Genomic DNA, 15,554 nt, shown 5'->3' on the forward strand with positions numbered 1-15,554 from the left:
CTACAAAGGTATCAAAACTCCGGAGCGGCGCGGTAAGTCCAGGTAACGGCCAAATTGCCGAAAAAGCCGTCCCCCAGTTGGACCTGGTCGAATTCGCGGCGGGGATTGGCGAGCACTACGTGCTTGGTGTTCAGATCTTCATAAATCGGCAAGCCGACCGACCCGCGCAGCTTGAAGTTTCCGCCGAAAGCGTTGAGAAAGCGGTAGTCGAAGACGAATGCAAGATTGGTCACGGTGCCGCCGCTGTTCCCGATCTTGTAGCCGTGGTCTTCGCTTTTTTGCGTGTAGCTGGCGTCCATCTCGATGCCCAACATCAGATCATAGTTCGGCGTGTAGTGGAAAGCCGCGCCGACGGTGGCGACGTCGCCGAAGGCAAAGTCGTTGTCATTTTCCGGGTTGACGGCGTAGAGGGCCGAACCGTGAAACCAGAAATCTTTCCAGCGCTGCGAATAGAGCAGTCCTCCGGTGAAAGTGGCGGTGTCTTTGCCGAGTTGCAGCGCCGGGCCGGTGGAAACGAGCCTTCTCCCGGCCACGGGATCCGTGGTCGCTCCCCGCTCGCCGTCGAACTGTCCGGTCGGCAAGGTGGTGCCGAGCAGAATGGTCCCGAATTTGTCCCAGCGGGTGCTGCGCCAGAAGTTATAGCGTCCTTCCAGGGTAATGTCGCCGATGCCGTTTTCCTCGCCGACGGTTTCCCTGACGCTGGTGGGCGACGTTCTGACTAGCGTCTTGGTTCTACGTTCGAACCAGGGGACGTTGACGAAAAGAGAGAGATTGTCGGTGGGCGAGTAGTTGACGATCAGTGCCTGCTGATGCGCCTGGACTTCTTTCGGAGCCCGCGGCTGGGTCCTGTTGCTGTTGATGAACTCGCTGGGATCGGTGCTGTTTGAGCCTGCTTTGACCTGGTCTTTCTGCATGTAGCCGTAGACGGCGCCGATGCTGAAGGCTCCCGCTCCCGGCGTCACTGCCGTACGGATACGGAATGGCGCGGTGGTCCCGACCGGCGAGACATCCTGATAGGCGATCCCGAAGTCGATCACGTCGCCCCCTTCCTTGGCGGCGAATGCCTCGGCCTCTTCCCGGTTGGCGAAAGCGATATAGTTCGGAACCATATCCGGAATGACGCGGCTGCCGATGACATAAATGGCGTCTTCGGCATCTATCAGCTTGCCGGAGACCCAGTCGTGCACTTTTACCGATTCGAAGGCGGAAAGTCCGCCGGCATCGTCGACCTCGCGCAGCATGCAGGCGACGCCGCAGGTGAATTTTTTCTTGCCGTCCTTGTAAACCAATTCGGCGGCACTCTTTAGGTACTGATCGATGTACATACCACAGACCCGGCAGCTTTCCCGTTCATGGGGCTCCTCGGCCGAGACCGCAAACGATATGAGCAGAAGCTGGCATATCGCCAATGCTGGCCCCAAGCCAAATCTAATGAGTGCCGTCATAAAATCCCCCTTTGTATAGCACTGTGGTCAAAAGCTTTTCGAAAGTGTCGATACTGGCTTCCCCGGTGATCTTCTCCCGCACGATGCCTTTCTCGTCGAGCACCAGGGTCGTCGGCAAGCCGATTACGCCGAACTGCCGGGCTACTTTTCCGTATTCGTCCACCAGCATCGGATAAGTGACGTGATCGAACTTCCGGAACCGCTCGTCCGCCTCGACGGGCCGGCTTTCGTGTATGGCGACCGGCAGGAAACCTTTGTCCTTATATTTTTGATAGAGGGTTTCCAGGGCCAGGACGGTTTCTTTGTTGCAGTGGGAGCAATCCATAGCCCAGAAGCGCACCAGGACCACCTTGCCCCGGATGTCCTTGGGCAGCGTCACGGGATTTCCGTGAAAATCGGTGAGCGTGACGACGGGCGCCATGTCGCCGATCTGCAAGCCCGGCCGTCGACCGTTGCAGGCGCCGAGCGACGCCATGATCGACGCGGCCAATAAAAGTCGAATCCAAAATGTGATCGTCATGAACGCCGGTCCAGCGATTCGATGACGGCCGGGGTCACATCCTGAAAGCGCAAGATCTTGGTGCCCTTGTGGTCCTCCAGAAATTCCTGGGCGGACTCTTGATCCCTGAAGGGGAGCAATTCATGACCCATGGGGCCCAGTACGTCCGAGCCGATCACGTAAAATGCGGGCTTGGCTTCGATCAGTTCGACTTCGTAATAATCCGTGACGTAAATGGCGACGATTTGGTCCGCCGTTTTCCCCGGTGTGTATTTGGACGTGTCGAAGATATGCTTGAACATATCCTTGGCGCCGTCGTAAAAGTACGAGGTGCCGTCCTTAAAAACGATCTGCGCCACCCACTTCGGATATTTGTAGACGAACATGCCGCAGACCGGGCAGCGGTCGCTCTTCTTGAGCACCGCCTTTCCTGCTGCGTCGGCGACGGAGCCGGGAACGACCCGGGACAAAGCCAGCGCCGCGAGGGCGCGCAAACAGTTCCTTCGGGATCGATCGGTCATGATGGCTACCTTAACTTACAAAATGAGATTCGAGATCGCGATTCGATACGTCACGATGGATGCGAAAGCCGTGTAGGACACGATCGAGGTCAATGCGAGTCTTCTTAGCAGCGATGGTATTGCCGAGCTCAGGCTTGCTATCCCGCGGAACGGGATCAGGACGGCGATGCCCGCGCCGGCGACTACGGCGCTGAACAACAGGATGTATAGCAGATAACCGATGTAGTTATATTCCTCCATGATGATGCAGAACGGACAATGGTGGGTCGGCAATTCGTAGATATAAAGCGAGATGCAGGAAATGATCGCGACTATGGAGACGAAGAAGGCCACTACCGCCAAAGCGGAATAGACATAGCCGCCTTTTCCCCGAAGATAGAAATAAATGCCGGAGAGCAGCGCCGCGGCAATGCTGATATAAAAAGCCCAGAGCGTGGGTAATGCCGGCAGGGCCGCGATTTCCGAGCCGAGTCCCTCGACCCGTTCGCTGCTGAAAAGGGCGCCGCAGCACGAGGTGATGACATTGGCGTCCAGCTTCAGGAAATAAGCCAGTTCCACAATCGTTTCGGCCACGATGAACGGGGCGATGACCGCCAGCAGGAGGTATTTTTTCCTGATGAGAGGGTAGTCGTAAGCCTGATTGTCCGCGTGGTTCAGCACCAGCCAGAGTCCCGCCAGCAGGAAATTGCCGACCTTCAGGATCAGGGTCGGATAACCGAAGGCATTCACGCTCAAGGCCCCCGCGGCGCACATGGCGCCGACGAACAGCGGGTAGAGCGTGTCGGCGGTGAACACGTAAAGGAACAGCGAGATCAGTTGCAGCCCGAAGGTATAGGACAGCAGCGTCGAGACCAGGTAGGTCCGCCGCTCCAGGGTCAGCTGCAGTTCGCTGCCGCTCTCGATGTTCCAGTGGCGATAGATCTGTAGCCCATAGTAGGCCGAATAAACCACCATCAGGCTCACCGTCAGCGCGGCGATGATATTGGCGATCACCGCCGGATGCATGATCACGGCGCTTCTCCTTCGAGCCGGCCGTCCCGCAGCCGGACCACCTCGTCGACGACGCTGGCCTGGTACACCAGGGGGTCGTGGCTGGTAATCAGGACCGTTTTGCCGTCTTTTTTGAACGTTTCCACGATTTCGAGGAATCTGTAAGAGAGCTTGGTGTCCAGGTTGGAGGTTGGCTCATCCGCGATGATGACGGACGGGTCGTTGATCAGTGCTCGGACGATGCCCACCCGCTGCGCTTCGCCGCCGGACAGCCACTCGATGCGCGAGTGTGCCTTGCGGGAAAGGTCTAGCCTGTCGAGCAGATGCATCGCGCGCTCCTTGAGCGGCCCATGCCGTTCGCCCAAGGGGTAGGCGGGCAGCATGACGTTTTCCAGTGCAGTGATCCCCTTGATCAGATTGTGCTGTTGGAAGATGAAGCCGAAGGTCTTGCGGCGGATATCGGTCAGAAAGCGTTCCGGCAAGCTGGTGATTTCGCGTCCGCTCAGTTTCACCCGTCCGGCGGTAGGGCGCGACATGCAGCCGATGATGCTGAGCAGGGTGGTCTTCCCCGAGCCGCTGGGGCCGGTCAGAACGGTGACCTTGTTGGAGCTGATGTTGAGGCTGATGCCGTTGAGCGCCGAGTATTCGCTCGGCTTGCCTGTGTTGAATACTTTGCGGACGTCGAAAAGCTCGATCATGAATCACTCTCCCGTATGGCGCATGGCGGTGTCCGGATCGATGGTCGCCGCCCGCCAGGCCGGAACGATGGTGGATACCGTGTAGGGCACCACCGTGAGGAAGAAGAGGGTGGTCAATTGTTCGGCGCTTACGAAAGGCATCAGCTTGAACTGCGGATACAGGGTCGACCAGCCTTTCAAAGCCGGTTCGAACACCAGGGAATGGGTGAAGAATACGTGGATGTAAGCGAGGATCACGCCGCCGAGAAATGCGGTCAGCGAAATCACCGCGCCTTCCCAGAATTTCATGCGGATGATGTCCGAGGTTTCCCATCCGATGGCCTTCAGTATGCCGATTTCGCGCCGCTCCCCGGCGCTGAGCCCGGAGGCCTTGTCCCAGGCGAAGATGACGAATGCCAGGACCGCCGCGGACAGGATCACGATCATCATGCCGCCGCGCCAGTTGAAGATCGAGTCGTAGGTGCGGAGGATCTCGTCCCGTATGATCGGGCGGGAATCGGGAAACAGCCGGGTGATCTTGGCGGCGATCGTGGAAAGCTCCTCGGGATTTCTGACCGAGACCGCCAGATCGGTCACATAGTTCTCGGGGATGCCGAAAAATCTGCGGAAGTCGGGCTCGGTCATCAGGATCAGATCGGAGGAGACAAGTTCCGACGCGGAGGAAAGCGTGTCCTTGATTCTCAAGGGCATTCCTTCGCCGGCATGGGTGCGGAACAGTATGAATTCGCCCTTGCCGGCATTCCGCACCCGGGCGATGCCGTTGCCGATGACGATGTTTCCCGCGCCGATCGTTTCGGCGCCGACGAGAGGCATGGCTTGCTCTTCAGGGCCGTGGCGGTGCTCGTTTTCGGTCACGACCGTGCGCATCGGCTCGGTCTCGGCTTGTTCCGTCGCTGTCGTGGCGGGCGGCACCAGCAAGGTGTAGTTGGCTCCGAAAACAGGGTCGAAATAATAGCCCCAGAGCCGCCCCTCGACTGCCTGCACGCCCCGGATTTTCAGAATTTCGTCCCGATAGCGCAGCGGCATGAGGTCGTGGCGTCCCGCCACGACTTTTTGCACGATCATTTCCGGCGACTCTCGAAGGACGAGGGATGCCTCTTTCTTGATCGCGTGGGTAAAGAACATCACCGAGGCCAGGATGAACACGATCAAGGCGTACAGGATCAAGAGGCCAATGTTCTTCACCTTGCGCCGCAGCAGCGACGACAGGGTGAAATCGATGATGTATTTCTGCTTCTCAATCCAACTCTTCATTGATTTTCCGAATGTTTTCCGGTGCGCCCAGGAAGGAGCCGGAAGGGAAATGCTCCAGGGATATGGGATGGTCCTGAAAGGGTGTGCTCAAGTCCGCTTGCGAGAGATGACGCGTGTAGCGGGCCTCGGTAAACAGGCATAGATCGGTGAGATGGAGTGCCTTTACCAAAGCCCGTTTTTCAGTCAATTCCGGTGGATGCGTCCGAGTGGAGATTGCGGCGTGCAGGAGCAACAAACCGAGGATGGCCGATTGCGCTGCGATCGCCGATAAAAAAACGCTCGATTTCCTGGTCATTGTTCTTGTGAATTGTCTTGTGTTTCGGTCTGCGGCGCGTCTTTCCTCAAACTATGCTCTGCCGCTGGCGGGGGGCGAAGAGAAGAGTGTGACCGCCATGCAACAGGTATGCCTGAATTTGAGACCTTTTTTTGATCGGAGTTTTCCGATGTTCATGTGCGTTGATTGCGGCGGAAGTGTGGGAAATCCCGCATCGGTAGTGTAAATCCCACAGTTTTCGGCGATACGTCGACCGCTCGACAACTTCGCTCATTCGGGCGGGCGACGGCCGGGTTGTTCGTCGCTCTTCCCCTGTTCTGGGCCGGCGGCGTCTTCTTGCACGATGAAGCTGCCGGGAATCATGCCCATCCAGCAACTCCAGGGAATCACGCCGGCCTGTTGCGGCGTGAACTCGATGATTTGCTCGCCTTTTACCACGTCGAATTCGAGCCCCAGAGACGGGACAATGATCCGGTGGTTGCAGTAGTTCAGTTCCTTTCCCTCGATGATCCACTTCACGGGAACGCCTTTTTTCAGTACGAACGTGTCCGGTTTAAAACCCCGCTTATTGACCTCCATGCGGATCACCTGGTAATCGCCGGCGGGAGCCGTGGAGTCCTCTTTCTTGGTCAAATTTTCCAGGCGGGTTGCGGCCAAGGTCGCCAAGGTCCGAAAGTCGTAGCCGGAGCCGCTCATGATCAGGCCTCGATTCAGCATGATGAGTCCGAGGGCCATCACCAGAAAGGCGGATGCTTTCAAGAGTCCTCGGGTCGCCTGGGCGGAAATCAGGCTGGTCAGCACCCCGAAGCCGAACAATATCGGCAATGTGCCCAGCCCGAAGACGAAAAGGAGCTTGGAGCCTTCGATAAAGCTGCCGGTGCCGGCGGCCATGATGTACATGGCCTGGAGCGGACCGCAGGCGATCATCAGACCGTTCAGCAGGCCGATCAGGAATGGACTTTTGCTTTTTTGCGTCCTGCCGTATACGAAGCGGTTCAAGAATGTCGGTATGCGAATGTGAACGCGCCGGAGGCTCTTGAACCAGTCCAGCATGTTGAGGCCGAACACGATCAGGAAGATGCCGGCCGCGATCGCGGCGATGCCACGGATTTCCGGGGTAAAGGCTATGAACGAACCGAGCAGCCCGAATAGGCCGCCGATCAGGGTATACGATAAGGTCTTGCCGACCCCGTAAAGGACGTGGGAGAGCACCAAGGAACGTTTGCCGGTCGCGGCGGCGCTCGCGGTATAGCCGACAACGAAACCGCCGCACATTCCCACGCAGTGAAAACCGGTGACGAAGCCGATCAGAAACAAGAGGCCATAGCTCATGCTACGATCGAACTCTGGCAGGTGCATGCGCTCGGCGAGCTGATCGCCTTGGATCAGGAGTGCGGCAATAACGGTTAGTGAGAGCAGGGCGACCAGCAATCGTCCGAAGGCGCGGAGCCGCGAAGAACCGCCGGCCGGCGCCGGTGAGCATTGATAACCCTGGCTATCGATGGCTTCGATGATTTTTCGGGGATCGGTTCGAGCGGGGTCGAAGCTGACGGTGGCGGTCCCGGCCGCAAAATCGGCCTTGATATCTTGGACCCCGGAAAGTTGGGCCACCGCTTGCTCGATCGTCGTTTCGCATCCCTGGCAGTGCATGCCGTCGACGCGGAATTTCCGGGTTATCATCGCCATCCAATAGTACCTGCTGGGAAATTTCAGCCCGTTACCCGCGGAGCTCAGTAGGGGTGAATTATATTAGCGGATTTTAATGATGACGTTACAAGAGTGTTTCATCAATGTATCGTTTTCGGGCGAATGAGGAGCCTTGAAACAAGGAACCGCGGTAATGATGGCGTTTCTCGTTTTCGGCAAGGATGAATGGCTGCAAAAACTACGCCTCTCGATGAAGCGTGTTCAAAGCACGGCTCGGATAATAGTTGGCGGGAAACCGCGAAAGGCGTTATGAGTCAGTCTTCACGCTTAAATTCGCCTTCTATCGTGTGCCGGGTTTCGCGTGTCGTCTTTCCGGGAGGGTGGGAAATGCCGCTTTCGAGAATACGTTGCGCGATTCGTTTCCGGGTGGCCGGCAGCAGGCAGAACAATGCCAGCATATCGCTGATGAAGCCGGGTATCAGCAACAGCAAACCCCCGGCGGCTATCAAGCCGCCTTCGATCATCTCGCGGGCCGGCAATTCGCCACGCGCCAAGGCTTGCTGAACCCGGAACCAGGTGGTCCAACCCTGTATTCTCAATAAAAAGCTGCCTAGCGCCGCAGCACCCAGCAACAGGAATAAAGTGGGGAAAAAACCCAGAGAACCGACGAGTTTGATCAGTAAATAAATCTCCAAGACCGGCAAGCTCAACAGCGCGAGCAATAACCATTGACCGATGTTCATTAAGCCCTCATACGTTTAGAATTCCGATTAATCCAGTGCTTTTTGCCATGTCTACCCAATACTGTCTAGTTTTGTGCACTTGTCCGGATGCGAACACCGCGGAGACGTTGGCTAGGGCGGCGGTCGCCGAACGCCTGGTCACCTGCGCCAACATCGTTCCCGGACTGACATCCGTTTATCCTTGGGAAGGCAAGATAGAAACGGCTCAGGAGCATCTCCTCCTGATGAAGACCGAAACGGCTTCTTTGGAAGCATTGGAAGTCTTTGTGCGCGAGAAACACCCGTACGAACTTCCCGAATTCATTGCGGTCTCCATACTGCATGGTTCGACCGCGTACCTCGATTGGATCAGCAGATGGCTGCCCCCCGAAAATTGATGGACCGTCCGGACGGATTGCTTCCGGACAGAGTCCGCATCCCCGACCTTCTTCCTACTGAGTGATTTTGTTATGCCGCAGTTCCCCGACAAAGGTATCTACACAGATCGTCACCCCGGCAGGGAGTGCCGGGGTCCAGGCGCCAAGGATGGCAAAGGCCTTTCACATCCCTGTGTTCTGGATTCCGGCAATCCATGCCGGAATGACGGCTTTGCAAACGTGTGCATATACCTTTGGTTCCGCGAGTGGGTTTTTGGGTTGTTGTTTATCTTTTTGCCGGCCTGGACAGGTACGGTTTGGGCCATCAGCAGCGAAGAGCTTCTGCCACCCGAACAGGCTTTCCGGGCATCGGCAAAGATCGAGGGCGATGAGGCCTTGGTCGGATTCGACATCGCGGACGGCTATTATCTGTACCGGCAAAAATTCAAGTTCGCGTCCAAGACTTCGGGCGTCGATTTGGGCGAGCCGGTTTTTCCGAAGGGAGAAACCAAACACGACGAATTTTTCGGCGAGATGGAGATTTATCGCGGGCACGTCGATATCCGTCTTCCGTTGATGCGGAGCGGCGGCACCGCCGATGCACTGGCTCTCGACGTAACCTCGCAGGGCTGCGCCGATGCCGGAGTATGCTATCCGCCGTACAAGCGGACGGTGAACGTGGCGTGGCCTCCGACTGGCGCAGGCGGTGCCAAGACCGATTCGCTCGGAAAATTGGCCGAAGCCTTCAAATCGCTGGGCGTGAAAACCCAGCCCGTCGATTTGCTGCCCCCGGATGAGGCGTTCCGTTTCTTCGCCGAGGTCAAGGATGCTGGTACGCTGTGGGTGAGCTGGCAGATTGCCGACGGGTATTATCTTTACCGGGAAAAATTCAAGCTGGCCTTGCTCGGCGAGAGCGGGGTAAAGCTCGGGAGCTATGAGATTCCGCACGGCGAACCCAAGCACGACGAAGAGTTCGGGGCGGTGGAGGTATTCCATCGGGAAGTCGGTTTTGCCGTTCCGCTGTCGCGTGCCGATGGCAAGCCGGTCAATATTCAGTTGCAGGCGAATTATCAGGGCTGCGCGGAGAAGGGTGTGTGCTACCCGCCGATGCAGAAAACCGCGAGCCTGGATTTGCCGGCCGGTGGTACCGGAAAAATCGCGTCGGTAGCAAATCCTGCCGAGCCGGTATCGGAGCAGGACCGAATCGCCTTCGCGCTGCAAAGCGATTCCCCCTGGGCGACGGTTCTCAGTTTTCTCGGGTTCGGGCTGCTGCTGGCGTTCACGCCCTGTATTTTTCCGATGATCCCGATTCTGTCGGGCATCATCGTCGGGAATGGCCACACGATCACGACCGGCCGGGCTTTCATGTTGTCCCTCAGCTACGTATTGGCTTCGGCGTTTGCTTATACCGTCTTCGGCGTTTTGGCCGGGCTGTTCGGCAGCAATCTTCAGATTCTGTTTCAAAAGCCCGAAGTCATCGTGGCATTCAGCGCTTTGTTCGTGCTGCTGGCCTTGTCGATGTTCGGCGTTTATACGCTGCAAATGCCCGAATTCATCCAATCCCGCGTGGTTTCCATCAGCAATCAGCAACGCGGCGGCACTCTGACTGGAGCGGCGATCATGGGCGCACTTTCCGCCTTGATCGTCGGGCCGTGCGTGGCGGCGCCCCTGGCCGGCGCGCTAATCTATATCGGCCAGACCGGCGATGCGGTGCTTGGCGGGCTGGCTTTGTTCGCGCTGGGCTTGGGTATGGGTATCCCCTTGCTGGCCATTGGCGCATCGGCAGGCAAGTTGCTGCCCAAGGCCGGGACCTGGATGAACGCGGTGAAGGCCGCTTTCGGCGTGGGTCTTTTGGCGATCGCGGTTTGGCTGCTCGAACGTATTTTGCCCGCCGCCGTATCCATGTTCCTTTGGGCGCTGCTGCTGATCATTCCGGCCATTTACCTCGGCGCCCTGGATGCCTTGCCTCATCCGGCCTCCGGATGGCGCAGACTGTGGAAGGGCGTGGGCATCGTCATGCTTACGTACGGGGTGCTGCTGTTGATCGGCGTCGCTTCGGACAGCACCGACCCGCTACAGCCGTTGCGCGGGATCTCTGCGGCGACGGCCAAGGCGTCGCCGCAGTCGATCGCGTTCCGAAAGGTCAGGACCATTGACGACCTGAATCAGCAGGTGGCGGCGGCCGAGGTCGCCGGAAAGTGGGTCATGCTGGATTTCTATGCCGATTGGTGCATCTCCTGTAAGGAAATGGAGCGCTATACCTTCGCCGATCCCAAAGTACAGAATGCGCTCAGCAACGTGGTATTGCTGCAGGCCGATGTCACGCAAAATTCCGCGGACGATCAGGCGCTCTTGCAACGCTTTGGTCTCATCGGTCCGCCGGCGACGCTGTTCTTCGGACCTGATCGGGAGGAGCGGAAATCGTTCCGCGTGGTCGGCTATATGAATGCGGATGAATTTTTGGGACATTTGCAAAGGGCGTTGCAGTGAAATCGACAAAGTTTCTCTACGGATTGCTCGCATTGGCCGCGCTTCTTCTCGGCATTCTCGCCCAAAGCTGGCTGAGCGGAGAGTCGACAGCCCCGAGGAATGGGGCGCCTCCGGAGCCTGTGACGCTCAGGGATCTCGATGGCAATCCGCACGATATCGCCGAATTGAAAGGCAAGATCGTCGTACTCAACTTCTGGGCGACCTGGTGCGCCCCCTGCCGGGAGGAGATGCCGGAGTTCGTCCGATTGCAGACGGAATTGGGCGACAAGGGCGTCCAGTTCGTCGGCATTGCCATAGACGAATCGGAAGCCGTGCAGGACTTCTTAAGAGAGACGCCGGTCAACTATCCGATATGGCTGGGTGACGAACGTGCCGCCGCCTGGGCGGAGAGTCTCGGAAACCGGCTTAACGTCTTGCCGTTCTCCGCCGTTTTCGACCGTGCCGGCCAGCAGGTGGACGCCCATACGGGGCCATTCTCGAGAGAGCAGCTCATGAAGGTTCTCGAAGCGCTGCTTCATTGACCTTTCCGCCAAAACGCGCTAACTGCGTCGAATGTAAGCGAAATCCTTCATTTGTGGACAGATTTTGCGCATTTCGGCAAAATAGCCGCGGTTTTTCGGCTTCTGCGGTAATCGGAAACGGGGCTGCTCTCGTAATATGGCAAACATCCTTGTGCTCAACGGCCCGAATCTCAATTTGCTTGGGTTTCGCGAGCCGGGGTTATACGGCAGTCAAACGCTTGGCGACATCGAGTCTGCACTGGACTCCAAGGCGCAAGCGCTGGGTTGCCATCTGGATTTTTTCCAGAGCAATGCCGAGCACGAGCTTATAGACCGTATCCACCAGGCGTTCAGGGAATCCATCGACTTCATACTCATCAATCCGGGAGCTTACACGCATACCAGTATCGCGCTTCGAGATGCGTTTCTTGCAACCCGCATTCCTTTCATTGAAGTCCATTTATCCAACGTTCACGCGCGGGAGCCTTTCCGCAAACACTCATATTTATCCGATATCGCCAAAGGCGTTATTTGCGGATTCGGCGCGCTCGGTTATGAGCTCGCCTTGACTGCCGCCATACACATCCTAAAAACAGGCTAAGACATGGATATTAGAAAAATAAAAAAGCTCATCGAAATGATCGAAGAGTCGGGCATTGCCGAAATCGAGATTCGCGAAGGGGAGGAATCGGTACGCATTAGTCGGTACAGCAGTACGGCGCCGCAACCGGTGCAGGTATTGCAGGCTGCTGCGCCGGCCGTTGCGCCACAGCCGGCCGCAGCGCCTCAGTCGGCCGAGGCGACGGTGGACAAACTGACCGGGCACATCGTCCGATCGCCCATGGTGGGAACCTTTTACCGTTCGCCCTCGCCAGGAGCGAAAGCTTTCGTGGAGGTCGGCCAGCGCGTGGAAGTGGGCGATACGCTCTGCATCATCGAGGCGATGAAGATTCTGAATCAGATCGAGGCGGACAAAGCCGGTGTGATCGCAAAGGTGCTGGTGGAAAACGCCCAACCGGTGGAATACAACCAGCCCTTGTTCGTCATCGAGTAACGGCTTATCGCTGTTGCTTCTAATTCGGCCCATCCACCAGGTGTCAGTTCATGCTCGGTAAAGTTCTCATCGCCAACAGGGGCGAGATCGCCCTGCGCATTCTTCGTGCTTGCCGCGAACTCGGTATCAAAGCCGTGGCCGTGCATTCCGAGGCCGACCGCGACCTAAAGCACGTGCGGCTCGCCGACGAGTCCGTGTGCATCGGTCCTGCGCCGTCGAAGGAAAGCTATCTCAACATTCCGGCTATCATCAGCTCCGCCGAAGTCACCGATTCGGTGGCTATCCATCCCGGTTACGGGTTTTTGTCGGAGAACGCCGACTTCGCGGAAAAAGTGATCCAAAGCGGTTTCATTTTCATCGGCCCTCGTCCGGAGACCATCCGGCTCATGGGGGACAAGGTGTCTGCCATCGAGGCCATGAAAAAGGCCGGTATTCCGTGTTTGCCCGGCTCGGATGGCCCTTTGAGCGAAAATCACGACGAAAACCTGAAAGTCGCCCGCCGAATCGGTTTTCCGGTCATCATCAAGGCGGCGGGCGGCGGTGGAGGACGCGGCATGCGGGTCGTCCACAGCGAGGCGAATCTTCCGAGCGCCATCACGCTGACTCGAGGGGAGGCCGCGGCGGCATTCGGCAACGACATGGTCTATATGGAGAAGTTCCTGGAAAATCCGCGGCATATCGAGGTCCAAGTGATTGCCGACGGACACGGGAATGTGGTTCATCTGGGCGAGCGCGATTGCTCCACTCAGCGTCGGCATCAGAAAGTCGTCGAAGAGGCGCCGGCGCCCGGCATTACCGAGGAGCAGCGTCGCCAAATCGGTGAGCGTTGCGTCAGAGCCTGTCAGGAAATCGGCTATCTGGGCGCCGGAACCTTCGAGTTTCTTTACCAGGACGGCCAGTTTTATTTCATCGAGATGAATACCCGGGTACAGGTGGAACATCCGGTGACGGAAATGGTGACGGGCTTCGATATCGTCAAGGAGCAGCTTCGCATTGCCGCCGGCGAGGTATTGGCGATCAGGCAGGAGGATGTTCAGATGCGGGGCCATGCCATTGAGTGCCGGATCAACGCCGAGGATCCGCAAAGTTTTATCCCGAGCCCCGGCGTGATCGAGCAGTTCCATATGCCCGGAGGTCCTGGAATCCGGGTCGAAACGCATATCTATAACGGCTATCGGGTACCGCCTTATTACGACTCGATGATCGGCAAGCTCATCGCCCACGGCGAGACCCGGAGCGGGGCTATCGCGCGTGCCCGCATGGCGCTTCAGGAAATGGTCATCGGCGGTATCAAGTGCAATATTCCTTTGTTGCTCGATATCATCAACGATGCGGCTTTTAATGCCGGCGGGCAGAATATCCATTATTTGGAGCAGAAGCTCGGATTGAAACACTGATGTGGCGTCAGCTGGCGATTACGGTCGATGAGTCTTTGGCGGAGCCGGTTTCCGATCTTTTGTCGAATCTCGGCGCCGTTTCCGTCAGCTTCGAAGATGCCGGCGACCAGCCTCTGTTCGAACCCAAGCCGGGGGAGACGCCGGTTTGGCGGCAGACTAAAGTGATCGGGTTATTCGATGCCGACGCCAATACCAATCGCATACGGAACTCGGTCGCGAACCAATTCGGCGAGCGAGTACTTCAATATCAGCTCGAGGATTTGGAAGACCGTGTATGGGAGAGAGCGTGGCTGGATCATTTTCAGCCGATGCGCTTCGGCCAGAGGCTCTGGATTTGCCCGACCGGCTTCGAGCCGCCGGAACCCGTGGCCGTCAACGTAGTGCTCGACCCCGGCTTGGCTTTCGGAACCGGCACTCATCCCACGACAGCGCTTTGCCTCGAATGGCTGGACGGCCAGGATCTCGCAGGCAAGACCGTGATCGATTACGGCTGCGGATCGGGAGTTCTGGCTGTGGCTGCATTGAAGCTGGGTGCGGCGAAAGCCTATGGCGTGGATATCGATCCCCAGGCGCTCACCGCCTCGGACGAAAACGCGCGCAAGAATGGCGTGGAGGACAGGTTGGCCCTCGGGTATCCGCGCGAGCTTGCCGCTGTCCGCGCTGATGTGCTGGTCGCCAACATTTTGGCTACGCCTTTGATCGAACTGGCGGCGGAAATCAGCGAAAAAGTCCGGCCCGGCGGGAGTTTGGCATTGTCCGGTATTTTGGCGACGCAGGTCGAAAACGTTCGCGCGGCCTACGCGTCGCAGTTCGATTTCTGTCCCCCCGTGGTTCGCGAGGAATGGGCATTGCTTACCGGCGCCAAGCTTCGAGGTTGAATCGTGTTTACCCGCTGTCCCGAGTGTAAGACCGCATACCGCATCAGCGTCGGCCAATTACGGGCTGGACGCGGAGAAGCGCTTTGCGACCGCTGCCATATCGTTTTCAACGTCTTAGTATCCTTGGGGCAAGCCGTGAAGGATGCGGTTCCGGAGGACACGCCTCAAGCCAGACCTCCGGTTTTGGGAGATCGAGAAGCGGTCCTCCTCCGAAAATTCGAGCGGGAGCTGTCCGAGGAGTCGGGTGGCGAGCAATCGGGGACCGAGCACAAAAGCAAGGCGTTTGACGGGGAAGCTCGGGCAGGCCATGGCAAAGGAAAGTCCGGTCCGTCCTCGGTAACGCCGGGTGCTTTGTGGGGGCTGGGCGTGTTCGGGCTGCTGGGTCTCCTGATTGCTCAACTGGTCATTTTCGAAGGAGACAGAATAGTACAGAGCGCACGACTGCGTCCCTGGCTGGACATGGCCTGCAAGACGATCGACTGTTCTTTGCCGCCCTATAAAGACGTGCGCCGCATCCAGATTTTCGATCGCGCCTTGCGGCCGGACTCGACCCGCGATGACGCACTGGAATTCCAACTCGTCTTTGCGAATCAGTCCAACTTGCCGCAAATGCTCCCCAATCTGAAGCTGGTTCTCACCGAACTCAACGGAAGCCCGGTGGCGGAGCGGATATTCACGCCTTCGGAATATCTTCCCGAAGGGGAAAAAACCTCGCTGATGCCTGTCGGCAAACCGTTTGAAATTCGCTTGCTATTGGCCAAACCCACTAACGACGTGGGCGGCTTCACGTTCGAACTGCTCTGATCCG

17 protein-coding genes are annotated in these 15,554 nt (G+C 57.8%); 8 read left to right on the forward strand and 9 right to left on the reverse strand.

Annotation, left to right across the window (positions count from 1 at the left end; genetic code table 11):
- Positions 1-11: 11 nt before the first annotated feature.
- The 9 genes from ABJK70_RS09460 to ABJK70_RS09500 form a co-directional block, all read right to left on the reverse strand.
- On the reverse strand, positions 12-1,445 hold the full coding sequence (locus tag ABJK70_RS09460; protein WP_347257859.1) for a nitrous oxide reductase accessory protein NosL: 1,434 nt from the start codon (positions 1,443-1,445) through the stop codon (positions 12-14).
- A complete protein-coding gene (locus tag ABJK70_RS09465; RefSeq protein WP_077728777.1) occupies positions 1,429-1,965 on the reverse strand; it encodes a TlpA disulfide reductase family protein in 537 nt (178 codons plus the stop codon). The genes ABJK70_RS09460 and ABJK70_RS09465 overlap by 17 nt, the downstream gene beginning before the upstream one ends.
- A complete protein-coding gene (locus ABJK70_RS09470) occupies positions 1,962-2,465 on the reverse strand; it encodes a nitrous oxide reductase accessory protein NosL (RefSeq protein ID WP_077728778.1) in 504 nt (167 codons plus the stop codon). The genes ABJK70_RS09465 and ABJK70_RS09470 overlap by 4 nt, the downstream gene beginning before the upstream one ends.
- 15 nt (positions 2,466-2,480) lie before the next feature.
- Complete coding sequence (locus ABJK70_RS09475; protein WP_347257864.1) at positions 2,481-3,470, reverse strand: hypothetical protein; 990 nt, start codon at positions 3,468-3,470, stop codon at positions 2,481-2,483.
- A 2-nt stretch (positions 3,471-3,472) separates the two neighbouring features.
- A complete protein-coding gene (locus tag ABJK70_RS09480) occupies positions 3,473-4,153 on the reverse strand; it encodes an ABC transporter ATP-binding protein (protein WP_077728780.1) in 681 nt (226 codons plus the stop codon).
- A 3-nt stretch (positions 4,154-4,156) separates the two neighbouring features.
- Positions 4,157-5,407: an FtsX-like permease family protein gene (locus tag ABJK70_RS09485; protein WP_347257860.1), complete on the reverse strand. Its 1,251-nt coding sequence runs from the start codon at positions 5,405-5,407 to the stop codon at positions 4,157-4,159.
- Positions 5,391-5,702, reverse strand: coding sequence for a hypothetical protein (locus tag ABJK70_RS09490; protein WP_077728782.1), 312 nt, complete (start codon positions 5,700-5,702; stop codon positions 5,391-5,393). Before ABJK70_RS09490 ends, ABJK70_RS09485 begins: the two co-directional genes overlap by 17 nt.
- A gap of 249 nt (positions 5,703-5,951) precedes the next feature.
- Positions 5,952-7,367 (reverse strand): sulfite exporter TauE/SafE family protein, encoded by a 1,416-nt coding sequence (locus tag ABJK70_RS09495; RefSeq protein ID WP_077728783.1) that lies wholly within the window; start codon positions 7,365-7,367, stop codon positions 5,952-5,954.
- Between the two features lie 275 nt (positions 7,368-7,642).
- A complete protein-coding gene (locus ABJK70_RS09500; RefSeq protein WP_077728784.1) occupies positions 7,643-8,071 on the reverse strand; it encodes an FxsA family protein in 429 nt (142 codons plus the stop codon).
- A 47-nt stretch (positions 8,072-8,118) separates the two neighbouring features.
- Here ABJK70_RS09500 and cutA point away from each other — a divergent pair, with 47 nt between their 5' ends.
- The 8 genes from cutA (at position 8,119) to ABJK70_RS09540 (ending at position 15,550) form a co-directional block, all read left to right on the forward strand.
- Positions 8,119-8,448 carry a divalent-cation tolerance protein CutA gene (cutA, locus tag ABJK70_RS09505; protein ID WP_077728920.1) on the forward strand — a complete coding sequence of 110 codons (330 nt, stop codon included), beginning with the start codon at positions 8,119-8,121 and terminating at the stop codon, positions 8,446-8,448.
- Between the two features lie 258 nt (positions 8,449-8,706).
- Positions 8,707-10,917, forward strand: coding sequence for a protein-disulfide reductase DsbD (locus ABJK70_RS09510; RefSeq protein WP_240502402.1), 2,211 nt, complete (start codon positions 8,707-8,709; stop codon positions 10,915-10,917).
- A complete protein-coding gene (locus tag ABJK70_RS09515) occupies positions 10,914-11,438 on the forward strand; it encodes a TlpA disulfide reductase family protein (protein WP_156880356.1) in 525 nt (174 codons plus the stop codon). The genes ABJK70_RS09510 and ABJK70_RS09515 overlap by 4 nt, the downstream gene beginning before the upstream one ends.
- A 136-nt stretch (positions 11,439-11,574) precedes the next feature.
- Positions 11,575-12,018: a type II 3-dehydroquinate dehydratase gene (gene aroQ / locus ABJK70_RS09520; protein ID WP_077728787.1), complete on the forward strand. Its 444-nt coding sequence runs from the start codon at positions 11,575-11,577 to the stop codon at positions 12,016-12,018.
- A 3-nt stretch (positions 12,019-12,021) separates the two neighbouring features.
- Positions 12,022-12,471, forward strand: a complete 450-nt coding sequence (gene accB / locus ABJK70_RS09525; RefSeq protein WP_347257861.1) for an acetyl-CoA carboxylase biotin carboxyl carrier protein — start codon at positions 12,022-12,024, stop codon at positions 12,469-12,471.
- A gap of 50 nt (positions 12,472-12,521) precedes the next feature.
- Positions 12,522-13,868 carry an acetyl-CoA carboxylase biotin carboxylase subunit gene (accC, locus tag ABJK70_RS09530; RefSeq protein WP_077728789.1) on the forward strand — a complete coding sequence of 449 codons (1,347 nt, stop codon included), beginning with the start codon at positions 12,522-12,524 and terminating at the stop codon, positions 13,866-13,868.
- Positions 13,868-14,746 (forward strand): 50S ribosomal protein L11 methyltransferase, encoded by an 879-nt coding sequence (gene prmA / locus ABJK70_RS09535; RefSeq protein WP_347257862.1) that lies wholly within the window; start codon positions 13,868-13,870, stop codon positions 14,744-14,746. Before accC ends, prmA begins: the two co-directional genes overlap by 1 nt.
- A gap of 3 nt (positions 14,747-14,749) precedes the next feature.
- Complete coding sequence (locus ABJK70_RS09540; protein WP_347257863.1) at positions 14,750-15,550, forward strand: zinc-ribbon and DUF3426 domain-containing protein; 801 nt, start codon at positions 14,750-14,752, stop codon at positions 15,548-15,550.
- The last annotated feature ends 4 nt before the right edge of the window (positions 15,551-15,554 follow it).

Source organism: Methylocaldum sp., assembly GCF_039794385.1.
GTDB lineage: Bacteria > Pseudomonadota > Gammaproteobacteria > Methylococcales > Methylococcaceae > Methylocaldum.

What these genes read in the sequence shown, in the direction of transcription:
- ABJK70_RS09495 (WP_077728783.1), bottom strand. Translation starts at nt 7,367, where the DNA reads ATGGCGATGATAACCCGGAAATTCCGCGTCGACGGCATGCACTGCCAG.
- cutA (WP_077728920.1), top strand. Translation starts at nt 8,119, where the DNA reads ATGTCTACCCAATACTGTCTAGTTTTGTGCACTTGTCCGGATGCGAAC.
- ABJK70_RS09480 (WP_077728780.1), bottom strand. Translation starts at nt 4,153, where the DNA reads ATGATCGAGCTTTTCGACGTCCGCAAAGTATTCAACACAGGCAAGCCG.
- ABJK70_RS09460 (WP_347257859.1), bottom strand. Translation starts at nt 1,445, where the DNA reads ATGACGGCACTCATTAGATTTGGCTTGGGGCCAGCATTGGCGATATGC.
- aroQ (WP_077728787.1), top strand. Translation starts at nt 11,575, where the DNA reads ATGGCAAACATCCTTGTGCTCAACGGCCCGAATCTCAATTTGCTTGGG.
- ABJK70_RS09500 (WP_077728784.1), bottom strand. Translation starts at nt 8,071, where the DNA reads ATGAACATCGGTCAATGGTTATTGCTCGCGCTGTTGAGCTTGCCGGTC.
- ABJK70_RS09475 (WP_347257864.1), bottom strand. Translation starts at nt 3,470, where the DNA reads ATGCATCCGGCGGTGATCGCCAATATCATCGCCGCGCTGACGGTGAGC.
- ABJK70_RS09485 (WP_347257860.1), bottom strand. Translation starts at nt 5,407, where the DNA reads ATGAAGAGTTGGATTGAGAAGCAGAAATACATCATCGATTTCACCCTG.
- accB (WP_347257861.1), top strand. Translation starts at nt 12,022, where the DNA reads ATGGATATTAGAAAAATAAAAAAGCTCATCGAAATGATCGAAGAGTCG.
- ABJK70_RS09490 (WP_077728782.1), bottom strand. Translation starts at nt 5,702, where the DNA reads ATGACCAGGAAATCGAGCGTTTTTTTATCGGCGATCGCAGCGCAATCG.
- prmA (WP_347257862.1), top strand. Translation starts at nt 13,868, where the DNA reads ATGTGGCGTCAGCTGGCGATTACGGTCGATGAGTCTTTGGCGGAGCCG.
- ABJK70_RS09470 (WP_077728778.1), bottom strand. Translation starts at nt 2,465, where the DNA reads ATGACCGATCGATCCCGAAGGAACTGTTTGCGCGCCCTCGCGGCGCTG.
- accC (WP_077728789.1), top strand. Translation starts at nt 12,522, where the DNA reads ATGCTCGGTAAAGTTCTCATCGCCAACAGGGGCGAGATCGCCCTGCGC.
- ABJK70_RS09465 (WP_077728777.1), bottom strand. Translation starts at nt 1,965, where the DNA reads ATGACGATCACATTTTGGATTCGACTTTTATTGGCCGCGTCGATCATG.